The organism is Photobacterium carnosum, assembly GCF_021236965.1.
In the GTDB taxonomy this organism is placed as follows: Bacteria; Pseudomonadota; Gammaproteobacteria; order Enterobacterales; family Vibrionaceae; genus Photobacterium; species Photobacterium carnosum.
The window spans coordinates 39,659-53,037 of the sequence record NZ_WMDN01000011.1 but is presented as its reverse complement, the minus strand read 5'-3'; the positions used below and the strand labels follow the sequence as shown (position 1 = coordinate 53,037).

The 13,379-nt window shown below is 41.2% G+C and carries 10 protein-coding genes; 4 read left to right on the top strand and 6 right to left on the bottom strand.

The features are described 5' to 3' along the window. Nucleotides 1-5: 5 nt before the first annotated feature. From rapZ to mgtE, 3 genes are all read left to right on the top strand, one after another. Nucleotides 6-857, top strand: a complete 852-nt coding sequence (rapZ, locus tag GLP24_RS11760) for an RNase adapter RapZ (protein ID WP_101768503.1) — start codon at nucleotides 6-8, stop codon at nucleotides 855-857. Beyond that, nucleotides 854-1,126: an HPr family phosphocarrier protein gene (locus tag GLP24_RS11755; protein ID WP_101768502.1), complete on the top strand. Its 273-nt coding sequence runs from the start codon at nucleotides 854-856 to the stop codon at nucleotides 1,124-1,126. The genes rapZ and GLP24_RS11755 overlap by 4 nt, the downstream gene beginning before the upstream one ends. Before the next feature lie 283 nt (nucleotides 1,127-1,409). Continuing rightward, the gene (gene mgtE, locus GLP24_RS11750; protein WP_232616059.1) at nucleotides 1,410-2,771 is read left to right on the top strand and encodes a magnesium transporter; all 1,362 of its coding nucleotides are present in this window, start codon (nucleotides 1,410-1,412) and stop codon (nucleotides 2,769-2,771) included. Between the two features lie 89 nt (nucleotides 2,772-2,860). Here the strand turns inward: mgtE and pmbA are convergent, their stop codons facing one another. Then, on the bottom strand, nucleotides 2,861-4,204 hold the full coding sequence (pmbA, locus tag GLP24_RS11745; protein ID WP_101768500.1) for a metalloprotease PmbA: 1,344 nt from the start codon (nucleotides 4,202-4,204) through the stop codon (nucleotides 2,861-2,863). A gap of 114 nt (nucleotides 4,205-4,318) precedes the next feature. Here pmbA and yjgA point away from each other — a divergent pair, with 114 nt between their 5' ends. After that, the gene (gene yjgA, locus GLP24_RS11740; protein WP_101768499.1) at nucleotides 4,319-4,843 is read left to right on the top strand and encodes a ribosome biogenesis factor YjgA; all 525 of its coding nucleotides are present in this window, start codon (nucleotides 4,319-4,321) and stop codon (nucleotides 4,841-4,843) included. A 117-nt stretch (nucleotides 4,844-4,960) separates the two neighbouring features. On the opposite strand, the gene tldD is transcribed toward yjgA, so the two are convergent. From tldD to GLP24_RS11715, 5 genes are all read right to left on the bottom strand, one after another. Continuing rightward, the gene (gene tldD / locus GLP24_RS11735) at nucleotides 4,961-6,409 is read right to left on the bottom strand and encodes a metalloprotease TldD (protein ID WP_101768498.1); all 1,449 of its coding nucleotides are present in this window, start codon (nucleotides 6,407-6,409) and stop codon (nucleotides 4,961-4,963) included. Nucleotides 6,410-6,423: 14 nt separating this feature from the next. Further along, nucleotides 6,424-7,245, bottom strand: a complete 822-nt coding sequence (locus GLP24_RS11730) for a carbon-nitrogen hydrolase family protein (RefSeq protein WP_232616058.1) — start codon at nucleotides 7,243-7,245, stop codon at nucleotides 6,424-6,426. A 72-nt stretch (nucleotides 7,246-7,317) separates the two neighbouring features. Further along, nucleotides 7,318-11,208, bottom strand: coding sequence for a YhdP family protein (locus GLP24_RS11725; protein ID WP_232616057.1), 3,891 nt, complete (start codon nucleotides 11,206-11,208; stop codon nucleotides 7,318-7,320). Nucleotides 11,209-11,230: 22 nt separating this feature from the next. Continuing rightward, entirely contained in the window at nucleotides 11,231-12,700 is a 1,470-nt protein-coding gene (gene rng, locus GLP24_RS11720) for a ribonuclease G (protein WP_101768495.1), read from the bottom strand. A gap of 12 nt (nucleotides 12,701-12,712) precedes the next feature. Continuing rightward, complete coding sequence (locus GLP24_RS11715; RefSeq protein WP_232583886.1) at nucleotides 12,713-13,285, bottom strand: Maf family protein; 573 nt, start codon at nucleotides 13,283-13,285, stop codon at nucleotides 12,713-12,715. Between the last annotated feature and the right edge of the window lie 94 nt (nucleotides 13,286-13,379).

The window sequence follows — 13,379 nt, the reverse complement described above, 5'->3', positions numbered from 1 at the left end:
TAGCCATGAGGTTAATGGTTGTTAGCGGCCGTTCAGGTTCAGGTAAATCTGTTGCACTACGCGTGCTAGAAGATTTAGGTTATTACTGTGTTGATAACCTTCCTGTTCATCTGCTGCCGCAATTTGTAAATGACATTGCTAATAGCGAACAAGATATTGCCGTTAGTGTCGATATTCGTAATATGCCCCCCCATCAAGGTGAACTTGAGGTAATTTTTAATAATTTACCCAATGATGTTGATACCAATTTTATTTTTCTTGATGCCGATGACAAAGAATTAGTTAAACGTTTTAGTGAAACTCGTCGTTTACACCCGCTTTCACGCCACAATATGAGCCTTGAGCAAGCCATTCAATCTGAAGCGATTCTACTTGGTGAACTCAAAGAACATGCTGATCTTGTCATTGATACCACCAATAGTTCAATTCATGATTTAAGTGAAACCGTTCGAGCCCGAGTCTTAGGCCGAGAAGCTCGAGAATTAGTATTAGTATTTGAATCTTTTGGTTTTAAACATGGTTTACCTTCTGATGCTGACTACGTGTTTGATGTCCGCTTTTTACCAAACCCACATTGGGTTCCAGAGCTCAAACCACAGACAGGTCTTGATCAACCCGTTAAAGATTTTTTAGCAGCTCATGCTGAAGTGAATAAACTTAACTATCAATTACGTAATTTTCTAGAAACATGGTTACCAATGCTAGAAAAAAATAATCGTAGTTATGTCACTGTCGCAATTGGTTGTACTGGTGGTCAACACCGCTCAGTCTATATCGCTCAACAACTGGCTGATTATTTCACCCAACAAGGTCAACAAGTGCAGGTACGCCACCGCACATTGGAAAACTATAAATGACCATTAAACGCGAATTATTTATTCGTAATCGTCTCGGGCTTCATGCTCGAGCCGCAATAAAATTGGTTGAATTAGCCCAAAGTTTTTCTGCCATAATTACCATCACTAATGGTGATAACAGCGCTACTGCTGATAGTGTCATGGGCTTACTAATGCTAGATTCAGCCCAAGGTCAAAAAATCATGGTTAGCGCTGACGGCCAAGATGCAAAACCTGCATTAATCGCCATTTCAAACTTAATTGAAGCCGGGTTTGATGAAGAAAATTAATCGCCAATATTACTAACAACAAATGGTCAGTTAAAAACCTTCTTTTATGGTTGATATTAATAATTATTTAACACGTAATACTTTGCCATAAAATGTGCTAGTTAGCTGTTATTAGCAGAGAAAATGCATGAAATGTAGATATCTCGCGATTATAATCATACATATTTCCAATACTTCATCAGTTTATAAGCTAATAAAATAGCAATCAGCACAAGACAAAGACTCACTGATTACGTTAAAATTCAGCTTATTGCGCCATCAAATATAAGTGGGCCTAATACCTATGGTGGATGTATTAGAACAAGATCAAACCCATCACACACTCCAAGAAGTCAACAAAGCCCTTGAAAATGGCATGTTTGTCCATGTTCGCCGGTTACTCCAAGATATGGAGCCGGAGGATATTGCTCACCTGTTAGAAGCCTCGCCACCGAAAGAACGTCAAGTCTTATGGCAATTGACGGATCCGGAAGAGCAAGGTGAGATCCTTGATGAACTTTCTGAAGATGTAAAAGATGGCATCGTCTCGCAAATGGAACCAGAAAAACTGGCAGCCGTTACCGAGGGGATGGAAAGTGATGACGTTGCATACGTATTGCGTAGCCTCTCTGATGAGCGTTACCAAGAAGTATTAGCACAAATCGATACCACCGATAGGCATAGGATCGAAGAAGCATTAGCTTATCCGGAAGATACTGCCGGTGGAATGATGAGTACCGATTTCATCACCATCCGTGGTGACGTAACAGCGGATGTAGTATTACGTTATTTACGCATGCGCGGTGAGTTACCAGAAGCAACAGATTCGTTATATGTTGTTGATAAAAAACAAGTATTAATTGGTCACCTATCATTATCAACCTTAATTACCACACAACCTAACATTGAAATTAAAGATGTTATGCAAGATGCTGATGAAGCGATTGCGGTGGATATGGCTGACAGTGAAATTGCTAACCTTTTTGAACGTCGAAATTGGTTATCAGCTCCAGTTGTTGATGTGAATAACCATTTATTAGGTCGTATTACTATCGATGACGTGGTTGACTTGATCCGTGAAGAAGCGGAGCACTCAATGATGTCCATGGCGGGTATGGATGATGACGAAGATACCTTTGCACCAGTATTAAAATCAGCTAAAAGCCGAAGTATTTGGCTTGGCGTTAATGTACTGACAGCATTAGCAGCCGCATCTGTTTCCAATATGTTTGAACACACTTTACAACAGATGGCGACCGTTGCTGTATTAATGACTATCGTTCCCTCAATGGGTGGCGTTGCTGGTAATCAAACGGTTGCCTTGGTTATTCGAGGCCTTGCTGTTGGTCATATCGGTGACACCAACACCCGCTGGCTACTCAGTAAAGAAGCTCGTGTCGGTTTAATTAACGGTGTGGTTTGGGCGTTAATTATCGGTCTGGTGGTCTTTGTTTGGAAAGGCAGTTTGATACTTAGCGTGATTATGGCAGGAGCGATGTTAGCTAACCTGTTTATTGCAGGCGTCGCTGGAGTATTAATTCCAATTGGACTTAAAAAGCTCAAGATTGACCCAGCTTTAGCGGGCGGAATGGCACTCACCACCTGTACTGACATTGTTGGTTTAATGGTGTTCTTAGGCCTCGCTACGATATTTATTACGCCTTAACTTGCTGCCAAATGATTAATCAAAAAAGCCCGAATCAATTACTTGATTCGGGCTTTTCTATTCAGACTAAATGGCTGATTCGAATAATATTATTCGCCAGCTATTTTCATTGAATCTAATAACATTGAGCCCGTTAGGATCTGACTGCGCATCTCAGTATCACTACCAATTGCGACAATGTTTTGCATCATATCTTTAAGATTACCCGCAATGGTAATTTCAGAGACAGGATATTGAATTTGACCATTCTCAACCCAGAAGCCAGCCGCACCACGAGAATAATCACCCGTGATAATGTTAACCCCTTGGCCCATCAATTCAGTCACCAACAAACCACGATCCATCTTCTTCAGCATTTGCTCAAAGTTTTCACCAGTTGATGACACGATCCAGTTGTGGATACCACCAGCATGACCTGTTGGTTGCATCTTCATCTTACGTGCCGCATAGCTGGTTAACAGATACGTTTGCAGTGCGCCGCCAGTAATAATCTCACGATCATAGGTCGCTAACCCTTCACTATCAAACGGCGTACTTGCCATACCACGTAGAATATGAGGACGCTCACTGATATTTAACCACTCAGGGAAAATCTGCTCACCCAACTTATCAAGTAAGAATGACGATTTACGGTATAAATTAGCGCCGCTGATCCCCATCACTAAATGACCAAACAGTCCGGTTGCAACATCCGCTGCAAACATTACTGGCGCTTCACGTGTTGTCAGTTTTTGCGGATCAATACGGCTAACAGTACGCTCTGCTGCATGACGGCCCACACGTTCAGGTGTCCACATATCAGACGCTAAACGTGAAGTCGTATAACTATAATCACGCTCCATATTGCCGTCTTTACCTTCACTGATCACACAACAACTGATGCTGTGACGACTAGAAGCATAACTGGCTAACATGCCATGACTGTTACCGTAAACACGCACACCATAGTGACTATCGTAACTCGCACCATCACTTTGTTTTACGCGCGGATCAAAAGCAAGCGCCGCTTCTTCTGCTGCAATGGCAATGGCAGCAGCACGATCAGGTTCAGGCTCATCAGGATAAAATAAGTCTAAATCAGGAATATTACGCGCCATCAGTTCCGCAGGGCCTGGGCCTGAAAACGGATCTTCAGAGGTGTAATTGGCAATATCTAAAGCTGCTGCAACCGTTTGTGCAATGGCAGCTTCACTTAAATCAGAAGTTGAAGCGCTACCTTTACGGTGACCGCGATACACAGTAATACCCAGTGCACCATCGCTATTAAATTCAACATTTTCTACTTCACACATACGAGTAGAAACACTGATACCTGTTGTTTTGTTAATGGCTACTTCGGCTGCATCAGCCTGTTTACCAGCGACTTCAAGCGCTTTTGCTACTGCGGCTTCAAGTTCAACACGCTGATGAGCAACCTGTTCTCTTACGTCCATACAATCACTTAAGGTTAGGGTTTAGCTTATTAGTTATAGAATAATGTAATTTACGCCCAAAATCGTTATTAAACTGATAAAATAGAACTATTGATACAATAAGTGAGCCCATTTATGAGCCGTAAAAATAAAAAAGCCCCTTGGGATGAAGAAGAAGAAATCATCTGGGTAAGTAAGTCTGAGATGAAACGCGACATGGAAGAGTTGCAAAAAATTGGTGAAGCGTTAGTTGAATTAACGCCTAACGCTCTTGCAAAAATACCATTAGATGAAGAAATGATGGACGCAATTAAAGACGCCCAACGCTTTAGTAAAGAAGCGCGTCGTCGTCAATTGCAGTTTATTGGTAAGCAAATGCGTCATATGGATCTCGATCCAATTCAAGCCGGACTCGACAAATTAAATAATAAGCACTCTCAGCACACTGTTGCCCTTAAAAAGCTTGAGATTAAACGTGACAAGCTCGTTGAGAATGGTGACAGCATGCTAAATGCTATTCTGGTTGATCATCCTGATGCTGATCGCCAACACCTACGCCAATTGATGCGCCAAGCAACAAAAGAAAAGGCGCAAGAAAAACCAGGCAAGGCGAATCGTGAGATTTTTCAATATTTGAAATCTCTTTACCTTGCTGATTAATCGCTTCGATTAATCCATATTATGAACAAAAAAATGCCAGCATTTTTGCTGGCATTTTATTTATTACTTTTATTCAACACCATGGCTTTTTATTTCAAGCCACGTCGCAATAAAAAATTATTCAGTACCACCAACGGTCATTGAATCAATTTTCAATGTTGGCTGACCAACACCGACAGGCACGCTCTGACCCCCTTTACCACACACACCAACCCCACGGTCGATATCAAGATCATTACCCACCATCGACACTTGCTGCATGGCTTCAATACCACTACCAATTAAAGTCGCACCTTTAATTGGACGGGTTACTTTACCGTTTTCAATTAAATAGGCTTCTGAGGCTGAGAATACAAACTTACCTGAAGTAATGTCGACTTGACCACCACCAAAGTTTGGTGCGTAAATACCATTTTTAACACTGGCAATAATTTCTTCTGGTGTATGCTCACCCGGCAACATGTACGTATTGGTCATGCGAGGCATAGGTAAATGGGCATACGATTCACGACGACCATTACCTGTTGGAGCAACGCCCATTAGACGCGCATTCAACTTATCTTGCATATAGCCTTTCAGCTTACCACCTTCAACCAGTACATTGTGTTGGCCTGGCGTACCTTCATCATCAATGTTAACTGAACCACGACGATTAATCAGCGTTCCATCATCAACAATCGTACAAAGTGGCGATGTAACCTGCTGTCCGATTTGACCTGCAAACATTGATGAACCTTTACGGTTAAAGTCACCTTCTAAACCATGACCAACGGCTTCATGCAATAAAACGCCAGGCCAACCAGCGCCTAATACAATCGGCATTGTGCCAGCAGGAGCAGCATCCGCCTCAAGATTTACTAATGCTTGACGAATCGCTTCATCAGCAAAAAAGATCGCTTGGCTTTTACCGGTAGAATCTTCCGTTAAAAAGGTTTCGTAACCATAACGGCCGCCGCCACCCGCACTACCACGCTCACGCTTATCACCTTTCTCAACTAATACTGTCACCGATAATCGTACCAATGGACGAATATCTGCCGCATAAGTGCCATCTAATGCCGCGACTAATACTTCTTCGTAGACACCATTAATGCTGGCTGATACTTCAGTAACCAACGGCTCTTTAGTGCGAATATAGCGATCGATTTCTTCAAGTAAGGCAATCTTTTGGTATTTATCAAAGCTGCCTAATGGATTAATCGGTGAATAAATACCTGACGATGCCATCGGCGCAAAAGTTTGTACTTTACCATTACCGCCTTGACGCACAATCCCGCGCGCCGCTTTCGCACTTTGAGTCAATGCTAATAAATTAATTTGATCGGAGTAAGCAAAACCCGTTTTCTCACCCGCAACAGCACGAACACCGACACCGCGATCAATATTAAACGAGCCATCTTTAATGATACTGTCTTCTAAAACTAACGACTCATGCCAGCATGACTGGAAATATATATCAGCATAATCAACATCACGAGTAGCAATTAAGCCAAGGATCTTATGCAATTCATCACGACCAAGACCAGATTGGTCTAGCATGGTACTTTCTACAGTGTTAAGGGTCATTAATTTGCTCTTAATTATTGAATATGACTGAACACCAATCGGGCATGATCAGCCACTGGCATATTGGTACGGATCTTATGGGTTAATTGTAAATCAACATTTGCCGTCAGAACACCCGTTCCTTGTTGTTGGCAAGCAATCACTTGTCCCCATGGGTCAACAATCATTGAATGCCCCCATGTTTCTCGAGTTTCATTATGCTCGCCCCATTGCGCAGCGGCAACAACCCAACACTGGGTTTCAATGGCACGTGCTCGAACTAATATTTCCCAATGAGCACGCCCTGTTAATTTGGTAAAGGCTGCTGGAATAATAATAATATCAGCACCTTGCTGGCGTAACTCACTATAAAGCTGAGGAAAACGAATATCATAACAAATTGATAATCCGAGTTTACCAAAAGGCGTATCAATCACTTTTATGTCATCGCCAGCTTTAAAGGTATCAGATTCGCGGTAACTCTGATGCTTATCCGCAACATTAACATCAAACATGTGCATTTTATTATAATGCGCGTGGATCTTACCCTGATCATCAAATAATACCGAGGTAGTAGTAATGCTACCATCAGCTTGTAAAATCGGCATAGAACCAATAAGTAGCCAAATCCCTAGTTGCTGAGAAAATTGGGATAATTGTTGTTGTAATGGACCATGACCTAATGGTTCAGCCCAACGTTGATAATCAGCTTTACTACCAAAAACAACACTATTTTCAGGAGTAACAACTAATTTAGCCCCTTGTAATTGTAACCCTTGCATAAACTTCTTTATTTGGCTCAGGTTACGCTCAGGATCAGTACCTGAATTCATTTGTACTACACCAATCTTTGTCATGGTTATCTCTCTGAACGATGACTGAAATTAATCAGATTTATCTACCGTCACGACTATCGTGACGAGGTCAACTTAAAGGCGATTATTTTCTGGTACTTTAGATTCGCCTTCTAGCCGAGATCTTTCGATAACCTTCGGCGAGGCAATAGGCCCTGTAACTTGATAATTTACTTGAGTAATAACATCTAATACTGGCGATAACACGGTTGAAATCGCAAACACATACAATGCTACTTGCGGCGCGACAGCAAAGGCCGTCATTACCGGTAACCCCGAGGTGAAATCAGGAATAAATTTGACGTTAGCGTTCACTGTTTCATCAACAAGATTAACTTTACCATTGATGTACATATCACCCGCGAGTGCTTGCATCTTAATATCATGACTATTAAAGATACCGTCTTTGATAGTGCCATTCCCTCGAATATAATTAAAGGCTAAACCATTATCAAATATCCCTGAAAAATCGAGCTTCATCTTTCGAATAATGGAATCAAGACTAAATAAGCCTAATAACCGTCCTGCACCACCAACACCACTGACAATACCTTTACCAATGTCCGTCTTCACCGTACCATTTAATGTAGTACGATCAATTCCCCAAGGCGTACCTTGCCAGTTAACGATGACGTGGGTATTAAATGGCGCATTTTGTACACCGCCTGAAATCCCAAATCGATCGAGTAAGTCGGTGCTATTCGTACCACTGATCACCATATCAAGTTTAGTGTGATTATGTTGTCGAGCCATACTCCAGTCACCAGAAGCACTTAATTTTACATTGCCAGACTTAACCTTAAACTGCTGCAACTGTAAACGCTGATTGTGCTTAGTTAACGTCGCTGTTACCGCCCCTAAGCGATAGCCTTGTAACCATGCATCTGCAATCGATAAATCAATCGCAGGCATCGTTGCCATAGTGCTGCGATCGTTAGCGGTAACCAAGGTTGAAGGCGGTTTGGTGGCTAATTTTGGCGTTAATAATGCACCGGGTGGCTGCTGCTCTAATTGCGGTAAATTAAGATGTAATGATTTTAGAATGATATTTAACGGTTGATTTTTAATCCATGAGATATAACCATTCGCTTCTTGCGACGCTAACTTAATCGACCATCCTCGCCCACGCGTTGCGACCGCATCAAGTTGATGCCAAGCAAGACCACCTAAGGTTAATTGATCAATCTTCGCCATCACACGTGTCGGTAAGGGTAATGAGAATCCCGCAGTATGGGTTGTTGCCCCTAACGATAATGAAGTATGGTTATCCATTAATTGTCTTATTACTGCCAACCATTGATCCGCATTAAACTGACGACTATTAATACGTACTAATTGACCTTGCAATGGTGATGTTAATAACTTTTCATCACCGATAGAAAGATTACTCGCAGTAATTTTAGGCACGGTAGCCAACAATGACACCTGAGCTTGATAACTAACGTTAGGTAACACAGCTTGCGTGTACAATTGGTTTTTATCCCCCTTAACGTTAACTTTTAATACTGCGGTAGTGTCCTGAAAATGTTGCAATGGATAAGGTAATTTACTATTAACCTGCGTTAAAGGTACCGTAACACCAACGTTATAATCAAAACCACTCGGTTTAATATTAACCCCAACCAAAGCTTTCCAATTACTACTACCATTTATATTGTTCAATACTGCCGACGGTAAATAATCTTTTAATTTAGCAAGTTGCCATTGCCCACCAACATTAACATTCACTTTATAATCAGCTGATTTTTTAACAGTATTACCATCAAATCCAAACTGAATAGGCTGTTGATATAACAACCCAACTAACCCTTGGGCTTTAATCTTATTGTTATTAAAACTTAAGCTACCGTTAACGTTTTTAATCGCTAAATGTGGCGTGGTCAGTGTGATCTGATTATGTTTAAAATATACCTTACCGCTCGCATCAACATCAGAGCCATTAAACGGAATATCCAAATTAAGCTTTGCCGTTACGGGCCCTGCAACATCAATAGTCGTCAAAGTACTACCAACAGAACTTGCTAATGGGCTATTGAGCATATATTGACGAACTTGAGGTCCAGTAGCAGCGAGATCAATTGCGAGTTTAAGCTGGCCATTAGGGGTTAAATCAGCCTTACCGACTACTTTTGAGCTACTCGCACCTAAAGTCTTCACATGATTGGCATCAATATACATTTTGTCATTTTCAAATAACAAATTAAGTTGAAGATCACGAAGCACAGGCCATGCAGGATCAAAACTGAATTTAGCGTGTGTTAACGGCACAAAAGCTTGAAAAACGCCATCATGATGTTGATAAGGAAAATCATTAAGTGCGCCATACCATAAAATACGCGCCGACTTAACCTTGCCGCCTTTAATTGCTGTCGCTAAATAATCAGTTAAGCGATCCCCCAACGCAGGTCGCGGTAAATAACGCCATGTTTGGCCCGCATCGGTAACACTGGCTTCACCGTATAACGATAACCATGTGGGTGCACTAGCTGGAATATCAACTCGAGCTTGCCCTGAAAAAGTTAAATCTGGTGTTGCCACTGCCAGTTGGTCACTCCATAACGTAGTACCTTGAGCATCGTGATGCCAATAAGCCTGTACTTGAGCGTGATTTATTTTTAGCGGTTTGGAAAACACCTTTTCATAAGCAAAACTATCGGCCGCGACATTAAGCGTGACGTTACCTTGAAGGCCATCTCCAGCAATAGTGGCATTTAAATGATTAATACCTGGAACCCATTGCCACGGTTTAACACTTAATTGTTGTATTTTAAATGAAAAACGAGGCACTTTATTTGCTTCACCGGCAACGCGAATATGAGTCAATAATCCACCCGGTTTAAGATGCCGCACTGCATCAACCAGCTTATTGGTTGATGGTAAAAAGTTCATTAGCGGTAATAATCGTTGCAAGGCAATATTACTTAACGCCAATTTCCATTGATTTAATTGGTCATGGTCATCAAAACTTAATTGGCCTGCAATATCAAACGTTGGCCACGCGACATCATCGGTATAAATAGCAAATTTTTCAGTATCAATCCGCCATGTTCGAGATCCATCAGCCAATCGAATCGGCCTTAACGCCACCAGCCCATGTTTAATATTAATTTGATGCTGTTTTTTACCTACTTGCCAATCAATAATACTGTTATTGATCTTTGCCTTAGCACTCTTAATTTGACCATGTTTAAATGCCAACCAAGCCTCAACCCCAATTTCACTATCAGTAATATTTGCCACGCCAGAAAATTGCTTATTAAGCCATGGCGTTACTGATACATGCTTACCTTTTATATACACCAGACCAGATAAACTTTTAAGTCCACCTTGTTCTGATATATTCGCTTTAATCGCTAATTGCCCCAGATCAGAATTAGAAAAATTAATATTTCCTTGTGCCAAATGACGGCCATCAACATTTACCCAATCAAGCTGTTTAATATTAAGTTTTTGCTCAGATCCTGACGGAGCAACAAAAGACACGGATGAATCGAGGAGTTGAAATTGCCCTAAGCGCGTAAAAAACAGCTGTTCTAAACGTTGAGCGACACTGACATCAGCCACATTTGACGCTGATGAAGACGGCTTTATTTTAGTAAGATCAAGATCAACCTGACTAATAGTCACTTGTTTGAAAATTGGACGCAAATGCAGGGCTGAATGCCAAATATCAAAATAAAATGAGACTTGACCAATATTAGCAAGGGGTTGTGAATGAGGTTGAGCAGATATAGAAATACCCGTAACCGTTACAGTAGGACCAGCAATTTGCCAGTTCCCATTAATTGACGTTAATGTTAAAGCAACATCTGCCTGCTGCGATACCCAGTGTGCTATAGGCAGACGGTAATCATTAAGATGAGGAAGCAATAACCTTAAGCCAGTGATTAATGATGCTAAGAATAACGCTACAATCACTATCAACCACAACCCACTGCGTACAAAACGTACGAGTATTTTTGGCACTATTACTTCCTCTCTAGGTACATTACATCATAACGACATCAAACTGCTCTTGAGTATAAAGCGGCTCTGGTTTGATTTTTACTTGCTTACCAATAAATACTTCTAGCTCAGCCAGAGCATGATACTCATCACCCGCTAGAGCATCACCAACAGAAGATGACACATAGACCACAAATCGGTCAGCATCATAAGCGCGATTAACGCGGGTTATTTCACGTAGAATTTCATAACACACACTTTCAACCGTTTTAACGGTACCTCGGCCTTCACAAGAGGGGCAAGTATTACATAATACATGTTCAATACTTTCACGGGTACGCTTACGGGTCATTTCAACTAATCCAAGCTGAGTAAAACCATTAACGTTTGTTTTAACGCGATCAAACGAAAGTGCTTGTTCTAACGCTTGTAAGACGCGACGTTGGTGCTCTTCTAATGCCATATCAATAAAATCGATAATAATAATGCCACCTAAATTACGTAACCGTAACTGGCGAGCAATCACTTTAGTCGCTTCAATATTGGTATTAAAAATGGTTTCATCAAGATTACGACGACCAACAAATGCCCCAGTATTAATATCAACAGTGGTCATGGCTTCGGTTTGATCAATAATCAAATACCCACCCGATTTCATTTCTACTTTACGATCAAGCGAACGTTGAATTTCAGCTTCAGTATCATAAAGATCAAAAATAGGTTGGTCACCAGAATAATACTCAATATTTTCGGTAACCTCAGGCACAAACTCATCAGTGAATTCTTTAAGTTTATCAAACGCAACCCGTGAATCGACTTGAATATGATTAATTTGAGTACCAACAAAATCACGTAAAATACGCTGCGCTAATCCAAGTTCACCATATAACATTGAACGTGGTTTATATTTTGCACGACGCTCAATCACCTTACGCCATAGATGCTTTAAAAATGCCGCATCTTGTGCCACTTCATCCGGATCTGCACCTTCTGCGGCGGTACGAATAATAAACCCACCTAGGTGATCACAGTGTTGTGACACTGCTTTTTTCAAACGATCGCGTTCTTTTTCACATTCAATTCGTTGTGATACACCGACATGACTTGCACCAGGCATAAACACTAAATAACGTGAGGGCAAAGTAATATCCGTCGTTAAACGGGCACCTTTAGTTCCCAATGGATCTTTAACCACTTGCACCACAATATCTTGTCCTTGACGGACTAACTCTGAGATATCACGGACTTTAAATTGTTTCTTTTCATTTTCGGCCACACATTCAGTATGCGGGACAATATCTGACGCATGTAAAAATGCCGCTTTATCTAAACCGATATCAATAAATGCAGCCTGCATTCCCGGTAAGACACGACTAACACGTCCTTTATAAATATTGCCAACAATACCTCGCTTTGATTCACGTTCAATGTGAATCTCTTGCAAAATACCGCCTTCAATCATTGCGACACGCGTTTCACTCGGCGTGACATTTATTAGCAGCTCAATGCCCATGGTTGCCTCTACTTATAATTTTAAAAAATCTTGAACCATGATGTCGGTTTCCACTAACGGTAACCCCATCACAGCATAATAACTGCCGTCAATACGGGTAATAAATTTGCCACCTATTCCCTGAATGCCATAGCTTCCTGCTTTATCTTGCGGTTCACCACTGTGCCAATATTTTTTAATATCGTTATCTGACAAAGTTTTAAACCACACTTGGGTGGTAACTAAACATGTTTCACTGTGCGATTGTGTTGCTAAAGTAACAGCCGTCATCACTTGATGCTGCCTTCCTGATAATAACCTCAGCATACGCGCAGCATCCTCAAAATCGACTGGTTTTTCTAGAATTTGTTGATCTACTACAACAATAGTATCAGCCCCCAGTACGGGAATGTCATTATTCGCCGCTTTTACACCCGCAAAAGCTTTATCTCGTGATAATCGTTGCACATATTGTGCCGCCGTTTCTCCAGCTTGATGACATTCTTCGACATCAACCACTATGCGTTCAAAGTTATAACCAAGTTGAGTTAAAAGCTCCATTCGACGTGGTGATCCAGAGGCAAGATAAAGTTGAAGAGAAGTCATAATGATCCTTTATTAAATAGTCTGCTGTTAAGTGAGCTATTATCAAATATTAGCGTATTAAATGATTACGTAATTTTTGCGCCAAAAGAACAAA

Excerpts from the sequence above, each read along its gene's own strand:
- rapZ (WP_101768503.1), top strand. The coding sequence starts at position 6 with ATGAGGTTAATGGTTGTTAGCGGCCGTTCAGGTTCAGGTAAATCTGTT.
- GLP24_RS11755 (WP_101768502.1), top strand. The coding sequence starts at position 854 with ATGACCATTAAACGCGAATTATTTATTCGTAATCGTCTCGGGCTTCAT.
- mgtE (WP_232616059.1), top strand. The coding sequence starts at position 1,410 with ATGGTGGATGTATTAGAACAAGATCAAACCCATCACACACTCCAAGAA.
- pmbA (WP_101768500.1), bottom strand. The coding sequence starts at position 4,204 with ATGGACGTAAGAGAACAGGTTGCTCATCAGCGTGTTGAACTTGAAGCC.
- yjgA (WP_101768499.1), top strand. The coding sequence starts at position 4,319 with ATGAGCCGTAAAAATAAAAAAGCCCCTTGGGATGAAGAAGAAGAAATC.
- tldD (WP_101768498.1), bottom strand. The coding sequence starts at position 6,409 with ATGACCCTTAACACTGTAGAAAGTACCATGCTAGACCAATCTGGTCTT.
- GLP24_RS11730 (WP_232616058.1), bottom strand. The coding sequence starts at position 7,245 with ATGACAAAGATTGGTGTAGTACAAATGAATTCAGGTACTGATCCTGAG.
- rng (WP_101768495.1), bottom strand. The coding sequence starts at position 12,700 with ATGGGCATTGAGCTGCTAATAAATGTCACGCCGAGTGAAACGCGTGTC.
- GLP24_RS11715 (WP_232583886.1), bottom strand. The coding sequence starts at position 13,285 with ATGACTTCTCTTCAACTTTATCTTGCCTCTGGATCACCACGTCGAATG.